Origin of the sequence: Sphingorhabdus sp., from assembly GCF_040079335.1 — a bacterium.
Taxonomy (GTDB): Bacteria; Pseudomonadota; Alphaproteobacteria; order Sphingomonadales; family Sphingomonadaceae; genus Sphingorhabdus_B.
Genome location: NZ_JBEBKL010000009.1, coordinates 21,626 through 35,976, shown reverse-complemented (window position 1 = coordinate 35,976; position 14,351 = coordinate 21,626). Strand labels below are relative to the sequence as shown.

General features: G+C 59.6%; 18 protein-coding genes. 4 read left to right on the top strand and 14 right to left on the bottom strand.

Features of this window, described 5'->3' with window-relative positions:
• Positions 1-37 precede the first annotated feature (37 nt).
• The 6 genes from ABL922_RS04510 to ABL922_RS04485 form a co-directional block, all read right to left on the bottom strand.
• Positions 38-784, bottom strand: a complete 747-nt coding sequence (locus tag ABL922_RS04510; protein ID WP_349023013.1) for an alpha/beta hydrolase — start codon at positions 782-784, stop codon at positions 38-40.
• A gap of 11 nt (positions 785-795) precedes the next feature.
• Positions 796-1,050 carry a DUF6356 family protein gene (locus tag ABL922_RS04505; protein WP_349023012.1) on the bottom strand — a complete coding sequence of 85 codons (255 nt, stop codon included), beginning with the start codon at positions 1,048-1,050 and terminating at the stop codon, positions 796-798.
• Positions 1,051-1,095: 45 nt separating this feature from the next.
• Positions 1,096-2,187, bottom strand: a complete 1,092-nt coding sequence (locus tag ABL922_RS04500; RefSeq protein ID WP_349023011.1) for a M48 family metallopeptidase — start codon at positions 2,185-2,187, stop codon at positions 1,096-1,098.
• Positions 2,188-2,347: 160 nt separating this feature from the next.
• On the bottom strand, positions 2,348-3,568 hold the full coding sequence (locus ABL922_RS04495; RefSeq protein ID WP_349023010.1) for a YjgN family protein: 1,221 nt from the start codon (positions 3,566-3,568) through the stop codon (positions 2,348-2,350).
• A 102-nt stretch (positions 3,569-3,670) separates the two neighbouring features.
• Positions 3,671-3,862: a helix-turn-helix transcriptional regulator gene (locus ABL922_RS04490; protein WP_349023009.1), complete on the bottom strand. Its 192-nt coding sequence runs from the start codon at positions 3,860-3,862 to the stop codon at positions 3,671-3,673.
• Positions 3,859-4,452 (bottom strand): hypothetical protein, encoded by a 594-nt coding sequence (locus ABL922_RS04485; protein WP_349023008.1) that lies wholly within the window; start codon positions 4,450-4,452, stop codon positions 3,859-3,861. Before ABL922_RS04485 ends, ABL922_RS04490 begins: the two co-directional genes overlap by 4 nt.
• A gap of 212 nt (positions 4,453-4,664) precedes the next feature.
• On the opposite strand from ABL922_RS04485, the gene thrS reads away from it, so the two are divergent.
• Positions 4,665-6,668, top strand: a complete 2,004-nt coding sequence (gene thrS, locus ABL922_RS04480; RefSeq protein WP_349023007.1) for a threonine--tRNA ligase — start codon at positions 4,665-4,667, stop codon at positions 6,666-6,668.
• On the top strand, positions 6,665-7,423 hold the full coding sequence (locus ABL922_RS04475) for a sulfite exporter TauE/SafE family protein (protein ID WP_349023006.1): 759 nt from the start codon (positions 6,665-6,667) through the stop codon (positions 7,421-7,423). The genes thrS and ABL922_RS04475 overlap by 4 nt, the downstream gene beginning before the upstream one ends.
• Here ABL922_RS04475 and ABL922_RS04470 read toward each other — a convergent pair.
• Complete coding sequence (locus ABL922_RS04470; protein ID WP_349023005.1) at positions 7,420-8,571, bottom strand: alpha/beta hydrolase; 1,152 nt, start codon at positions 8,569-8,571, stop codon at positions 7,420-7,422. The two genes, ABL922_RS04475 and ABL922_RS04470, sit on opposite strands and share 4 nt — an antisense overlap.
• 55 nt (positions 8,572-8,626) lie before the next feature.
• On the opposite strand from ABL922_RS04470, the gene ABL922_RS04465 reads away from it, so the two are divergent.
• A complete protein-coding gene (locus tag ABL922_RS04465; protein ID WP_349023004.1) occupies positions 8,627-9,310 on the top strand; it encodes a VOC family protein in 684 nt (227 codons plus the stop codon).
• A 157-nt stretch (positions 9,311-9,467) separates the two neighbouring features.
• On the top strand, positions 9,468-9,989 hold the full coding sequence (infC, locus tag ABL922_RS04460) for a translation initiation factor IF-3 (RefSeq protein ID WP_349023003.1): 522 nt from the start codon (positions 9,468-9,470) through the stop codon (positions 9,987-9,989).
• Here the strand turns inward: infC and ABL922_RS04455 are convergent.
• Genes ABL922_RS04455 through cyoE form a run of 7 tightly spaced genes read right to left on the bottom strand, consistent with a single transcriptional unit; the run spans position 9,982 to position 14,342 of the window.
• A complete protein-coding gene (locus ABL922_RS04455; protein ID WP_349023002.1) occupies positions 9,982-10,737 on the bottom strand; it encodes a sulfite exporter TauE/SafE family protein in 756 nt (251 codons plus the stop codon). The two genes, infC and ABL922_RS04455, sit on opposite strands and share 8 nt — an antisense overlap.
• Positions 10,734-11,360 carry an SURF1 family protein gene (locus ABL922_RS04450; RefSeq protein ID WP_349023001.1) on the bottom strand — a complete coding sequence of 209 codons (627 nt, stop codon included), beginning with the start codon at positions 11,358-11,360 and terminating at the stop codon, positions 10,734-10,736. The genes ABL922_RS04455 and ABL922_RS04450 overlap by 4 nt, the downstream gene beginning before the upstream one ends.
• Complete coding sequence (locus tag ABL922_RS04445) at positions 11,357-11,752, bottom strand: DUF983 domain-containing protein (RefSeq protein WP_349023000.1); 396 nt, start codon at positions 11,750-11,752, stop codon at positions 11,357-11,359. The genes ABL922_RS04450 and ABL922_RS04445 overlap by 4 nt, the downstream gene beginning before the upstream one ends.
• A 22-nt stretch (positions 11,753-11,774) precedes the next feature.
• The gene (locus ABL922_RS04440) at positions 11,775-12,662 is read right to left on the bottom strand and encodes a cytochrome c oxidase subunit 3 (RefSeq protein ID WP_349022999.1); all 888 of its coding nucleotides are present in this window, start codon (positions 12,660-12,662) and stop codon (positions 11,775-11,777) included.
• Between the two features lie 41 nt (positions 12,663-12,703).
• On the bottom strand, positions 12,704-13,267 hold the full coding sequence (locus ABL922_RS04435) for a cytochrome c oxidase assembly protein (RefSeq protein WP_349022998.1): 564 nt from the start codon (positions 13,265-13,267) through the stop codon (positions 12,704-12,706).
• A complete protein-coding gene (locus tag ABL922_RS04430; RefSeq protein WP_349022997.1) occupies positions 13,264-13,440 on the bottom strand; it encodes a hypothetical protein in 177 nt (58 codons plus the stop codon). Before ABL922_RS04430 ends, ABL922_RS04435 begins: the two co-directional genes overlap by 4 nt.
• A complete protein-coding gene (gene cyoE / locus ABL922_RS04425) occupies positions 13,437-14,342 on the bottom strand; it encodes a heme o synthase (protein WP_349022996.1) in 906 nt (301 codons plus the stop codon). The genes ABL922_RS04430 and cyoE overlap by 4 nt, the downstream gene beginning before the upstream one ends.
• Positions 14,343-14,351 lie beyond the last annotated feature (9 nt).

The window sequence follows — 14,351 nt, the reverse complement described above, 5'->3', positions numbered from 1 at the left end:
TATTTCCTTCTTTCTTCTAACGAATCCTTGGCACGCCCTAACAACCAGCCACTTCCGCCACAGTCGATAGCAACAACGCAATATCGGCGTCGCGCGACAGGCGGTGGTCGCCGTCCTTGATCAGCGTCACGCGCACATCATTCGAGCGCAGGGCGGACGCCAGTTTTAGCGAAATCTTCCACGGCACATCGGCATCGGCTTGCCCGTGGAGCAACCGCACCGGGCAATCGATCGCGATTTCCCTATCGAGCATCAGGCTGGCTTCGCCCGATTCATAAAGGCCCTTGTAAGTGGGCGTGGGTTCGGGGCCATAGGGATTGTGCTCAAAATGCACGCCTTTGGTCAGGATCGCCTCGCGCTGCACATCGGTGAAACCCCAGCGGGTGAAATCAGGGGCTGGCGCAATCCCGATCATGCCCGCCAGCCGATCGCCCAGCGCCTCACCCACCAGCAGCATCAGCCAGCCGCCCATCGACGATCCGATCAGCACCACCGGGCCATCGGTCAGGCCGTCAATCATCGCCAGCACATCATCGCGCCAGCCGGTTAATGTCTGCGTGGCAAAATCGCCTTCGCTCTCGCCACATCCAGCATAGTCGAGCAGCAAACAGGCGCGGCCATTGGCTACCGCCCAGTCGAAGACCGCAGTCGCCTTTCCACCCGCCATATCCGAGATATAGCCGGGCAGGAAGGCCAAGGTCGGCCCTGCGCCTTCCGCTTTGCGATAGGCTAGCCTCAACCCGTCGGCGCGGATGAACCAATTGTGGGAAAACGGCTGACTCAAATTTGAGTCACTCAAATGACCCAGTCGACGGTCAGCATCTGGCTGACGTCCTGCCCCTTGGCGCGGCGTTGAACCACCATGATGTGGTTGAGGCGTTCGATCGTGCGGCTACCAGTCGTGACACACCAGCCGGGAACCACCGCATGCACCAGCGCGCATAGCCCGCCCCAGATCATCGTCACACCGAATTTTGATGCGACACCGAAATGCTCGACATAGCTTTCGTCAACGCTGCGCGGGTGATCGATGAAGAGGCGGCGGAACATGGGCAACTCCGGAATGTTGGATTTGTCCCCGTTTAGCCGCAGCCCCTATTCGATGTCAAAGCCCCAGCCGGATTTCACATCCTTGTCCTGCGCGCACATCGTTTTCAGCTCGCGCCACTCATCTGCGGTGAGCGAGGGTTTATAAGCGCCGCCCTTGACCACCGCATTTTCGAACAGCTTGCGCCGTTCGTCGGACAATGGGTGGCTGGAAGTATAGCTCGCCATCGTCCGCGCTTGCCGGTCCTTGAGTTCTTTACTGCCATCCATAGAGGCAAGCCGATTGAAGAAATCGGCGGTGCCAACCGGCGAGACATTGGCCTGCTTTAAAGCCTTCAGTGAATGATCGTCGGCCTCACGTTCGGAATCGCGGGTGTAGGTGGTCGACAACAGGCTGTTGAGCGTGCTGCCTCCGCTGCCATCAAAGCCGCCGAGCACCACCGCCAGACCCATTTGCCGCAGTAGGCCCTGCATCACATGGCGTTCGCGGACATGGCCGATTTCATGCGCCAATACGCCCGCAACCTCATCGGGCGACTTGGCCTGGCTGAGCAGACCTTGGAAAAGCAACACCTTGCCGCCCGGCAGCGCGACCGCATTGAGCATGTCGATATTCGCGACCTCAACCTGCAAATCTTGCGGGTTATCGTCGAGCGAACGCGTCAGCTTGGCGAGCGCCGCCTTGCCCTGCGGCGTATCGCAGAAACGCCCGCCAAAATCGCCAACCAGCGCGTTGCCCAGCTTCGCCTCGACACTGGTCGGGATTAGTGGGGCCAGCCATTGCGGGCTGAGCAACACCACCGCGACCACAGCCGCGCTAATCCCGGCAAAGATGAGGCTCGCCTTGCCCAGCCCCAGCCGGTCGATCAGCCCGCCATAAGTTTTCGATGCTGGTAATAGTGGGACGAGTTCGTCGGGCACATGCCCTTTGACGCCCAGCCGCCAGCCGTCCTTAACTGCAAGGCCGTAAATCTTGTCCTCGCCCTTCGCCTCAAGAAAGCGAAGGTCCTCAAAGTGAAACGGCCCGTGCCGCATTTCCCGTTCAAGCAGGTAGAATTGCTTTCCGATGGTCTGAATTTCCACCTTGCGCCGGACCGCGCTTTGCCCGTCGAAATGCCAGGCATCGAAAAAGGTGGTCATATTCTCCCCTCCCGCAGGCGGGAGGGGTTGGGGGTGGGCCTGTCAACATAGCGATGCGCGTCAAGAACCCACCCCGCTGCGACTAGGAGCCTTCCGGCACCAAGTCTCGCTGCCCCTCCCGCAAGCGGTAGGGGAAAGATAGATTCAAACCCTGCCGCCATCAAATCGCCCCAACATCAAAGGCATCGAGCAGCCCTTCGCCGTGGCTCGAACTTTGCGTTTCAGATTGGGTCATCCGGTCGAGATTAACCTCGCCAAATGCCTCTGTGTGGACGACAAAGAATTTCCAGCTGCGATAGCGGATGATCGACGTCGCAAATGCAATCGGGATGATGGCGATCAAAATGCCGACTACAAGGCCCACCGAAAGAATGGATTCACCCGCTTCAAGCTGCTGGGCAAATTGCGTCGGGTCGGCTGCAATCAGCAGGCTGAACGGCGCAAAGGCAAAGCCATAAGCAAGCATCAAAATCGCGAGATTTGCGAGCCAGAACAGGATCCAGTCGGGCGAACGGGCGGTAAAATCGAACTCCAGATCACCGAGCCGCAGTGCCCCGATCGCGACGCGCATGAATTTGGAATAATAGAGCAAGGCGGCAATCGGCATGATGATGTAGAGACCTAGGATTGCCAATATGATCATGACAACGGCAAATGCGCCGCCCGCAGTCGAAAATGGATCGCCGCCGCCGCCCGAAGCCGCCATCGAAAAACCGAGTACCGCTGCACCGACAAACACGAGAAACGGCACCAGATAGAAGAGCAGATAGCGCTTCATCAGCGCTTTCCAGTCGGCATTGGACTGGAACTGGTAAGGACCAAAACTCATCTTCGACCAGCGCTCATTCCACAACGACATGCTCGCCCAAGGATAGAGCAGGTAGAGCGGGATTGCGGCGACGACATTCTTCCAGATATAGGACCAGCCATAGCCGAAGCCCTGATCGTCGCTACCGCCGCGGATACCACGCCAATAGGTGCGGCTCAGTCGATAGCGAAGCGCACGGAAATAGGCGAGCCCAGTTAAATAGAAGATGGCCATGAACGTCGCAAAGATGATCACACCGGCAATGATCGGCTGGCCTTGAAAAACCAGCCCGTTGATCACCAACTGCATCACCACCAGCGGCAGGCCGAGCAGGAAGAAGACCATGATGAAGCCGATAAACAGCTCAATCCCGCGACCGGTCCATTCTAGCGGTTCGTCGATGAAACGCGTCTGCGACCACAAATATTGGCGCTCGCGCGTCGTCGCCCAAAAGCGATAGACCCCGAGCGTGACCAGCGTCAGAAGCACATTGGGCAGCGCGATTTTGGCAAAATCTGTCCAGCTGCCATGGAAAGTGACGGCACTCGGCGCCTTTCCCTCATGTCCGGTCATTAGCGCCCCTTCCTTTTCCCTGCGTCAGATACGCTAGGTGCGCGATTGCACCGCTGCTTGTCAAGCTACGGTCGACAAACGGTTTTTCGGGGCGGCTTCCGCTCAATCGCGCAGGAAAATCTCTTCGATTTTCAGGCCAAACAGGTCAGCAATGCGGAAGGCGAGCGGCAGCGAGGGATCATATTTCCCCGTCTCGATCGCGTTCACCGACTGGCGCGAGACCCCCAGCGCGTCTGCCAGATCCTGCTGGTTCCAATCGCGTTCGGCGCGGAGGACCTTTAGACGGTTTTTCATGCCCGGAACCCCTGCCAGCACTGGCCTGCCCCAAGGCCGATGGCCCAGATCGGAAAGGCTGCCCACGACGGGACATGGGGGACCGCACCAAACATTTCGAGGAAGCCCCATGCCGTTGCTATGGCCAGCAGCAGTCCGGTCGCGGCCAGCGCGGCATAGATCGCGCGCAGCCTGAGATACTCATCCGCCTCTTCGCGCACATAGCGCCCCATCGTCCAGATCATCCCGAACACCGGCAGCGCGGGCAACGCTGCCGCGAGCCACAACAACGCCCCCGTCAGCTCCAGTTTCTGGTAAGCGGTTATCGCAATAGTCAGCGCTATCATATAGCCGAACGTCCAGATCATGAAACGGCGGTTATAGATTTTAAGCGCTGGCGAATTGACGCCCTTGGCATCGGCTCGCGCCTGCACCGATCGGATCATCGGGATCAGGAATAGCGACGACAGCGCCATCAGCACAATGGCACCCGTCCGTCCGACCCCGGCATAGCGCTCCAGATAGCCGGTAATGGCCATGCCGAGTGTGAAGGCAAGCGCCCAGATTGCGGGATGCAGCGCACTGCCGGACCTGTTGTCTGAAACATTCATGTGGAAAGCTACCTTTCTATAATGACAAACAGCCTTTACATGCGATTCGCAGAAATGTCAATTACCCTTGTCATTTTGACTGTGTCGCTTGTCATTTTCTGGCGATCGGAGCGTCAATTTTGTCAGCTTTGCCGCACCTCTGCACACTTGCGGCGTGGCGCGCAGACTGGCAAAGGGGCCTCTCCAAACAATACAGAAAGCTAGCATTTCCAATGTCTGATATGATCCGCGTCACCCTTCCCGATGGCTCCGCCCGAGAAGTCGCGCGCGGGACTACCCCGGCAGATATTGCCGCCGCGATCGGCCCCGGGCTCGCCAAGGCTGCACTTGCCGCACGGGTGGATGGCGAGGTGCGTGACATCATGCGCCCGCTGGAGGCCGACACCAACCTTGCACTGATCACCGCGAAGGATGAGGCCGACGCGCTCGAACTCGCCCGCCACGACTTTGCCCATGTGCTGGCAGAGGCGGTGCAAAAACTGCATCCGGGAACGCAGATCACCTTTGGCCCGGCGACCGATGATGGTTTCTATTATGACGTGATGGCCCCCGCCAGTCGCGGCCCCTTCACCGAGGATGACCTGCCGGGAATCGAAGAAGCGATGCGCGACATCATCCGCGCCGACAAGCCGTTGCGCCGCGAGGTTGTGGCCCGCGACGCGCTTATCAAGACATGGAAAGACGCTGGCGAAAGCTTCAAGGCCGAATGGGCCGCCGAGCTGCCCGAGGGCGAAGAGCTCAGCGTCTATTGGTCGGGTGACGACTGGATGGATATGTGCCGCGGCCCGCATCTGGCCTCGACCGGCAAGCTTGATCCGCAGGCCTTCAAGCTGATGCGCGTTGCCGGGGCCTATTGGCGCGGCGACCAGAATAATGCGCAGCTGACGCGCATCTACGGCACCGGCTGGCTCAATAAGAAGCAACTCGACGCCCACCTTCTCCGCCTTGAGGAAGCCGCCAAGCGCGACCATCGCAAGCTGGGCGCGGAGATGGACCTCTTCCACTTGCAACAAGAGGCGCATGGCAGCGTCTTCTGGCACCCCAATGGCTATGTTATCTACCGCCAGCTCGAAGACTATATGCGCCGCGCGATCCAAGGTGCTGGCTATCAGGAGATCAAGACGCCGCAGCTGATGGATGTCCACCAGTGGGAACAATCGGGCCATTGGGGCAAATATGCCGAGAACATGTTCGCGGTGCCCGACATCGTCCCTGATGTGGAAAGCGGCGCTCCAAAGGTTGCGGCGGATGCCGACTGGATGGCGATCAAGCCGATGAACTGCCCCGCGCATGTGCTGGTTTTCAAGCAGGGCATCAAATCATATCGCGACCTGCCGATGCGGCTTTACGAAAATGGCTGCTGCCATCGCAACGAGGCGCATGGTGCGCTACACGGTATCATGCGCGTGCGCCAGTTTACGCAGGACGATGCCCATATCTTCTGCCGCGAGGACCAGATCGTCGCCGAGGTACAGGATTTCTGCGCGCTGGCTGACCGAGTCTATAGGGATTTCGGCTTCAAATATGCGATCAAGCTGGCGCTGCGCCCGGACAAGCGTTTTGGCAGCGATGCTGATTGGGACAAGGCGGAGAATGAGCTACGCGATGCTGTGGTCCGCGCAGGCCTTGCGACGGAAGAATATGGCTGGGAAGAACTGCCCGGCGAAGGCGCCTTCTACGCGCCCAAGCTCGAATGGCACCTGACCGATGCGATCGGCCGCACCTGGCAGGTGGGCACGATCCAGTCCGACCGGGTGCTGCCCGAACGGCTTGATGCTACCTATGTCGGCGAGGATGGCGCCAAGCACCGCCCGGCGATGCTCCACCGCGCGATCTTTGGCGCTTATGAACGATTCATCGGCATCCTGATCGAGGAATATGCCGGCCGTTTCCCAGTCTGGCTCGCGCCTGTACAGGCGGTGGTGGCGACGATCGTGTCCGACGCCGATGACTATGCCAAGCAGGTGACCGCGAAACTCGAGGCCGCTGGCATCCGCGTCGAGACTGACCTGCGCAACGAAAAGATCAACTATAAGGTGCGCGAGCATTCATTGGCGAAAGTCCCGCATCTGCTGGTCGTCGGCAACCGCGAGGCTGAAGAAGGCAAGGTCGCGATCCGCACCTTGGGCAGCGAAGGCCAGCGGATCATGTCGGTCGATGAAGCAATCGCGATGCTGGTGGCAGCGGCGACACCGCCGGATCTGCGCAGCGCTTGACGATCGACGCGCTGCTCGGCGGGCTTAGTCCATCCACGCTTTCTGTCGCGTTGGGCCTTGTCTTTGGCGCATCGGTGGTGCGCGGATTGACGGGTTTTGGGATGGCGATCATCCTTGTGCCTTTGCTCAGCCTGATCGTTGAACCTGTCGAGGCCGTGACGATTTCGATCCTACTGCAACTGCTCGCCGGGCCGATCGGGTTGAAGCGGATATTGGCCGATGGGGAGCGAGAAACGGCGATCCCGATTTCCGTCGCTGCCATTGCGGCAACACCCTTTGGCGTCTGGTTATTGTCGGTAACCGCACCCGATGTCGCGCGGCTCGCCATCGCCCTGCTCGCGCTTGCTGCCTTCGGGCTGATGTTTGTACCTGCCAAGGAAGGCGCCATCCCCGGCCGCAAGGAAACGCTGGCGACGGGCATCGCCGCCGGGCTGCTCACCGGCTTCGCCTCTATGCCGGGACCACCCGTGGTGCCCTTCTATCTGCGGCGAAAGCTATCCCCCGATGTCGCGCGGGCATCGATGCTCATGGTCTTTTTCGCAACTGCCATTGCAGGCAGCATCGCTTCCTTCGCGCTCGGCGTCGCCAATTTGCACCTGCTGTGGTTGTCGGTGCTGTTCTACCCCGCACTCTATATCGGCACACGGCTGGGTGAGCTTGCGTTCGGCAAGGTCAGTGAGCCGGTATGGCGGACGCTGGTCGGGATTATCCTTGGCGTGGCCGGTGTGGCCGCTGTGGTGCGGCTGCTAAACTAGCCAAATTTCCGCGCTATCCAGTCGCCGCACAATGCCGCCGCCTTCGGAAGCAACTCCGGTCGCTCGATATAATAATGGTCCGCCCCGGCGACATCTGCATATTCCTTGTCGGCATGCCCGACCGCCTCGAACAGCCGCTGCGCATGGCTGGGGGTGCAGGCGAGATCGGCGGTGTTGTTGATCACCAGCACCGGGCAGCTGATCCGCGCGGCGTTGCCCAAACCGGTCGCATTGGTATCATCAAAACTCCATTGCGACAGCCAGCTGCGCAACGTCGAGAAGCGCGCGAGGCCCACCGGCCCGTCATTCGCCACCTTGGGCACACCCAGATAGCATTCATAAGGCCGCCGGTCTGAGGCATCCTGCGTCGGATCGGTCCAGCGGACATCGGCCATCGTGCCGTGGACGACGAAAGCACGCTCGGCATTGGGGGTGTCGCTCGCGCGGATCGCCGCCAGCTCTTCCTTTACCCAAGCGGTAATCCGCCGGTTGCGCGCAATCTGGGCAGTGCGGAAACGGGCAACATAGGCCTCGTCATATGGCGCCTTGTTCGGGTTGGCTGAATCGTAGATGTTGAGTTCGGGATCGCGTTCAATCGGCTTGGCCTCATCAAGGACCGACGGATCGATCCATTCGGTGAGCGTCATCGCACGGCTGATATGCGCGGCGAGCAGCATGATGCCGTCGACCTTGGGCATCTCGATTGCGGTCAGGTCATAGGCATCGCCCGCAGGGGTATGCGTGATCGTCGGATTCTCCGCCTGATCCTGATAGAAAAGCGACATCGACCCGCCGCCTGACCATCCCCCAAGAATGATCTGTTCATAGCCAAGCCGGTCACGCGCATGACGCAAAGCGGCAGCCAGATCGCTGATGCATTTCTCCATCACCAGCGCGCTATCATTCCCGCGATAGCGCGGATTGACATAAAGGACATGATGCCCGCCATGCGCGAGTGCGGTGACCAGCGGCAGGAAGGAGCCGCCGCCTATGGGGTGGGTAAAGACGATGACGCGCTTTGACGGGGTGTCTTTCGGCGTAATCGCCATGCATTCGACAAACACGCTGCCTCCCGCCCCGCCATAGACATCTTTGAAGGCCGACTCTTCCTGATAGACTACCGCATAGGGCGTGCGCACGATTTCCATTGCTTTGCTCCTCTTCCATGGCAGATTGCCGTGAGGAAGGGGAAAGGCAAGTCTAATGGTTCAGCCCACAGGCATTCACCACATCGCGATCATGACCGGCGATATGAAGAAACAGATCGCGTTCTTCGCCGATGTGCTCGGCGCGCCATTGGTCGCGATCTTTGACATGCACGGCGTTCCTGGCGGCATCCACGCCTTTCTGAAGCTCGACGGTGGCTGTTATTTCTCGCTGGTGCAATTGCCCGAGACTGCCGAGACGCCGATCACCCTTGGCCTGACACACGCTGGCACCGGGGCGGGGAACAGCGCGCCGGGGACGATGCAGCATCTGGCCTTTTATGTGGCGGACGAAGACCGCCTGATCGCGATGCGCGACCGGATCCGCACCAAGGGCGTCAATGTTATCGGCCCGCTCAACCACGGCATGTGCAAGTCGATCTATTTTGCCGGGCCCGAGCAGATGACGCTGGAGGTCGCCTGCCCCGGAATGCCCGTCACCGCAGACCGCTGGGTCGATCCCTCAGTGCTCGCCAAGGTCGGGATCAGCGCCGAAGAGGCCAAGGCCTATGCCAACCCCGATGACTTTGATGGCGCGGGTGGTTCGGTGAAACAGCCCAATTATAATCCGGCCAAACCACATATGGCCTATCCGGAAGATCGCTACAAAATGATGTTGTCGGTGCCCGATGAGGCGCTCGCCGCGATGGCCGATCATAGCGAGCCGCCCGTGCCCGCTTGAAATCCCCAAGCGGGCCACCAGTTGCATCGCTGCAACGCCTGTGCACAAAAGCAACAGGTGGTGCGGCCAGCCCTTTATTTGTAACGAATTTGCCTGTAAGGGCCGCTCATCATAGATTTTAGGAGTAATTGCTATCGCTGCCCCAGTCTCACGGCGTATGAACACGCCTCCGGTCAAAAGTGGACCGCGTTATAATGAGTTCATCCAGAGCGAAAAAGTTCGCGTCATCGATGAAGAGGGCGAAAATCTGGGGGTGTTGTACACCCGCGAAGCAATTGCACAGGCCGCCGAAGTCGGCCTAGACCTCGTCGAAGTATCGCCCAATGCCGACCCGCCGGTCTGCAAATTCCTCGATGTGGGCAAGTTTAAATATGAGGCCCAGAAAAAGGCCAACCTCGCCCGCAAGAGCCAGAAGACGCAGGAGATCAAGGAGATCAAGATGCGTCCGAACATTGACGACCATGACTATATGACGAAGATGAAAAAGATCGTCGAGTTCATCGGTGAAGGCGACAAGGTGAAGGTGACCCTGCGGTTCCGCGGACGCGAAATGTCACACCAGCAGCTGGGCATGGCGCTGTTGCAGCGCGTGGCCGAGGATATGGCAGAAACCGCCAAGGTCGAAGCTTATCCGCGCCTTGAAGGCCGCCAGATGCTGATGGTCCTCGCGCCTAAGTAAGTGCGCTCCATAGCAGCTTCAGACCCACCGCGATCATCAGCAGGTTGATGATCGCCACAAAGCGCGCTGGAGCCACCCGCCGCACCAGCCAAACTCCGGCAACTGTGCTGGCAATGGCGAGCGGTAGAAATATGCCGCTCAGCACGGTGTTGCGCAGGCTGAACTGCCCCAGCGCGACAAAGGCTGGAACCTTCAGCCAGTTGGAGGTCGCAAAGAATAACGCGTTGGTGCCGACAAAGACATCGCGTGACATTTTGCGGCTTAGCGCCCAGATTTGGAATGGCGGGCCACCCGCAAGCGCCACCTGGCTGGTAAAGCCGGATAGCCCGCCCCAGAACAGCCCGAGCGCATCGGGCTGCGGCTTCCCGAGCTTTACGCCTGCGCCGCTACTGGTCGCAAGCTGGTTTGCGCCAAAGACCAGAGCTATCGCGCCGACTGCAGCCTCGACCACCCAGACCGCTACACTGGACGCCAGCAGCCAGCCAAGAAAGATGCCCAGCGCGCAACCCGGCAACGTCCAGCCCAGCATCCGCCAATCGACGTTGCGCCGGAACGACCAAACCCCCACTGCATCTTGGACGATGAACAAGGGCAGAAGGATGGCGGCACCGCTGATCGGATCAATTGCCAGCGTCATTACTGGCATCGATGCCGAGCCGAGTCCGGAAAAGCCTCCTTTGCCAAGGCCCACAAGGATGACAGCGACGGCGGCGAGCAGATAAAAAAGCGGATCGGCAGGAAGGCTCACCCGCCGGCCTGCTTCCGGCGCAGCGCGAGCAGATAAATGACAAGCGCGGCGGCGGCAAAAAAGAACCATTGCAGCGCATAAGACAGATGGTTGTTGGTCACACTCTTTGGATCGGGCTGCGCAACCGGCCGCATACCTTCGGACACACTGTCCGCCACGATCATGGGGCGCGGCACCGGGATCTTGCCGATCATGCGTTCGATGACGCCATAGCGGCTTGGCTCGGTGATGATCGTACCATTGACCATGCCGCCCTTCCATTCAGGCTTGATATCGGGGCGGTCGGCAATGCCGTAAGCGACTAACGCCCCCGGCCCTTCCGCGCCGGTCTTGCAATCGGCAATATATTGGAACCCCGCATTACCCTTGGTATCGCGCCCCGAAACGCTCTGCCATTTAACGACTTCAAGGCAGTTGAGCGTTGATTTGCGGAACATCTCCGCATCACGGACGGGTGCCATATCGGGAAAGGTGATGGGCGGTTTTCCGGCATTGGCGGCATAGAGCGCGATCAGCGCTTCCTTCTCGCCCTTGCGTTGCAATTGCCAGATACCGAGTGCGATCATCGTTGCGACTGCCAGCGCGACCACGATGGTCGGGATCAGGGGAAGTTTGAGCTTCACCTTGTGTCCGCCTTGTCTTCAATTTGCCCTTCCACCGCGCGATTGCGATGTTCGGCGATCAGCAGGGCGCCTTTCGACACGCGCAGCGAGACGACAACCAGCAGGCACGTCAGCGGCACCCAGATCAGCGCATGCACCCAAAAGGGCGGATGCGCCGCCAGCTCAAGCATGATTGCCAAGATGATGATAATCGCCCCCAGCCCCATTGTCAGAAAGGCTGCCGGGCCATCGCCGACGTTAAAGGCCGCATAGTCGAGCCCGCATTTCCCACAGCGCTCGGCAAATTTCGCCGGGCCGCTGAACAGTGTCTTGGCGCCGCATTCGGGGCAAAGACCCAAAAGGGCAGCCTCGACCAAGCCGGGCTGCCCTTTTTGTGTTTGTGTGTCCGTCATCGCCGATACCGGCCGATGCCGATCAATGGACCGGCGCGCCCCAGCCGCCCCAGACATAGACGACGACGAAGAGGAACAGCCAGACGACGTCGACGAAGTGCCAATACCAGGCAGCTGCTTCGAAGCCGAAATGCTGCTTCGGCGTGAAGTGGCCCTTATAGGCACGTGCGAGGCAGACCATCAGGAAGATGGTGCCGACAATCACGTGAAAGCCGTGGAAACCGGTCGCCATGAAGAAGGACGATCCATAGTTCAGCCCGGCAAAGGGGAAGGGCGCGATCGAATATTCATAGGCCTGAATGCACGAGAAGAGCACGCCGAGGATGATCGTCAGCCACAGGCCGTTGATCAGGCCCTTGCGGTCGCCATTGATCAATGCGTGGTGCGCCCAGGTAACCGTGGTGCCCGAGCAGAGCAGGATCAGCGTGTTGAGCAGCGGCAGGCTGAAGGCGTCAAACACCTGCATGCCCTTGGGCGGCCATTGCGCAAGCGCGGCGGCTGCATCCTGACCGATCTGATTGGTCACGGTGAAGGCGTGGGTTGCATGGTCAATTTCGACCTGCAGTGGCACAGGGAAGAGCGAATAATCAAACCAGGCCCAGAACCAGCCTACGAAGAACATGACTTCCGAAGCAATGAACAGGATCATGCCATAGCGCAGATGCAGCTGCACCACTGGCGTGTGATCGCCGGCATGCGCTTCACGGATCACATCGCTCCACCATGTCCAGAAGGTGTAGAGCACGCCGATCAGGCCCGCGCCAAAGACGAGGCTGCCATAGCTGCCCAGCACCTTGGGCTGGAACATCATCACCATACCGAAAAACATGGTGAGCGCCGCGAACGAGCCGACCAGCGGCGTAATGCTCGGCGGAAGAATATGATAATCGTGGTTCTTGGCACCGGCCATGGCTTGCTTCCCTATTCCCTAACCTGTTTTCAACTTTGCCCTTAGCTTCCCTTGCCCGTGTCGTCCACGGGGTAGAAGGTGTAGCTGAGCGTAATTTCTTCGATATCCTTGGTATCCGGATCGGTCATGATCTTCGGATCGACATAATAGAGCACGGGCATGCGCACGCGCTGTTTCGGCTGCAGGGTCTGCTCGGTAAAGCAGAAGCACTGCACCTTGTTGAAATATTTGCCTGCCTGCGCAGGGCTGACGTTGAAGGTCGCCATGCCCTTGATCGGCTGGTCCGAGAGGTTTTCGGCGATGAACACCGACATATCGCGCGCACCGATGCTGACCGTGTCGGTCGGCCGTTCGGGCTTGAACTCCCAGGGCAGGCCACGCTGGTTGGCATCGAAACGAACAACGATAGTCTGGCTGCTGACCGGAATGGTCGCTGCCTGCGCTTCGCTGACCCGCATCGTCGTGCCGCCGAAACCTGTCACCTGACAAAAGATGCGATAGAGTGGAGCCGCCGCAAAGCCCATCCCGACCATGGCAACAGCAAGGCTGCCCGCAAGCAGGCCGGTTTTGAGGTTGGATTTCTGAGGTTGCGTCATCGCCGTCATCCCCACACCCCTACCTTGACAATGGTGATCGCGAAAAACAGGGCACAAAGCCCGAACAGAACTACTGCCATCACGCGAGACCGCCCGGCTTGACGGGCGCGCACCGCGCGGCTTTCCTCAAGACTGAGGTCACCGATCTTTTTCGGGCCCATATCGAATTCCTGCTCGCTCATGCCAGCACCATCCTGTCGAGCGCGAGTGCGGCAAAGGCGATGAAAAGATAGAGGATCGAAAAGGCGAACAGGCGCTTTTCAGCCTTCATCTCCGCGGCTTCGGTCGTTTCGCTGCGCCAAACGGAAAAGGCGAACGCGAGGAATAGCAGGTTCAGGACGATGGCAGTGGCACCATAATATATGCCCGTCATTCCGAGCGCCCAAGGCGCAACCGCAACCGCCGCCAGCACAAAGCTGTAGCCGAAGATCTGGTTGCGCGTGACCCTTTGACCCGCAACATTGGGCAGCATCGGAATTCCCGCTGCGCCATAATCCGATTTCATGAACAGCGCGAGCGCCCAGAAATGCGGCGGCGTCCAGAAAAAGGTCAGCGCAAACATCAATAGGGGAAGCAGGGTCACATCGCCGGTTACTGCGGCCCAGCCAATCACCGGCGGGAAGGCCCCTGCCGCGCCGCCGATCACGATATTCTGCGGCGTATTGGGCTTCAGCCACATGGTATAGACGACAGCGTAGAAGAAAATCGAGAAGGCAAGGATCCCGGCCGACAGCCAGTTCACCGCGACGCCCATGATGCCGACCGAAAAGGCGGCGAGGCCGATGCCGAATTGCAGCGCCGATTCGCGCTCCATCCGGCCATCGGGCAAAGGCCGGCCTGCCGTGCGCTTCATCTTCGCATCGAGTTCAGTCTCATACCATTGGTTCAAAGCGCCCGAGGCGCCTGCACCCGTGGCAATGCAGAGAATTGCCGTGAAAGCGATGACGGGATGAATATCACCTGGCGCTGCCAGCAATCCGCACAGTGCCGTAAAAACGACAAGCGACATCACCCGGGGCTTGGTCAGCGCCCAGAAATCCCGCCAATCTGCGGGAAGACTGATGTTGTTCGTCGCAATCGTCATTTTCAATAT

Bases quoted from the DNA above. Each gene is read 5' to 3' on its own strand.
- ABL922_RS04470 (WP_349023005.1), bottom strand. From the start codon at position 8,571: ATGGAAATCGTGCGCACGCCCTATGCGGTAGTCTATCAGGAAGAGTCG.
- ABL922_RS04485 (WP_349023008.1), bottom strand. From the start codon at position 4,452: ATGAATGTTTCAGACAACAGGTCCGGCAGTGCGCTGCATCCCGCAATC.
- ABL922_RS04440 (WP_349022999.1), bottom strand. From the start codon at position 12,662: ATGGCCGGTGCCAAGAACCACGATTATCATATTCTTCCGCCGAGCATT.
- cyoE (WP_349022996.1), bottom strand. From the start codon at position 14,342: ATGACGATTGCGACGAACAACATCAGTCTTCCCGCAGATTGGCGGGAT.
- ABL922_RS04445 (WP_349023000.1), bottom strand. From the start codon at position 11,752: ATGACGGACACACAAACACAAAAAGGGCAGCCCGGCTTGGTCGAGGCT.
- ABL922_RS04430 (WP_349022997.1), bottom strand. From the start codon at position 13,440: ATGAGCGAGCAGGAATTCGATATGGGCCCGAAAAAGATCGGTGACCTC.
- ABL922_RS04490 (WP_349023009.1), bottom strand. From the start codon at position 3,862: ATGAAAAACCGTCTAAAGGTCCTCCGCGCCGAACGCGATTGGAACCAG.
- ABL922_RS04495 (WP_349023010.1), bottom strand. From the start codon at position 3,568: ATGACCGGACATGAGGGAAAGGCGCCGAGTGCCGTCACTTTCCATGGC.
- ABL922_RS04505 (WP_349023012.1), bottom strand. From the start codon at position 1,050: ATGTTCCGCCGCCTCTTCATCGATCACCCGCGCAGCGTTGACGAAAGC.
- thrS (WP_349023007.1), top strand. From the start codon at position 4,665: ATGTCTGATATGATCCGCGTCACCCTTCCCGATGGCTCCGCCCGAGAA.
- ABL922_RS04465 (WP_349023004.1), top strand. From the start codon at position 8,627: ATGGTTCAGCCCACAGGCATTCACCACATCGCGATCATGACCGGCGAT.
- ABL922_RS04500 (WP_349023011.1), bottom strand. From the start codon at position 2,187: ATGACCACCTTTTTCGATGCCTGGCATTTCGACGGGCAAAGCGCGGTC.
- ABL922_RS04435 (WP_349022998.1), bottom strand. From the start codon at position 13,267: ATGACGGCGATGACGCAACCTCAGAAATCCAACCTCAAAACCGGCCTG.
- infC (WP_349023003.1), top strand. From the start codon at position 9,468: ATGAACACGCCTCCGGTCAAAAGTGGACCGCGTTATAATGAGTTCATC.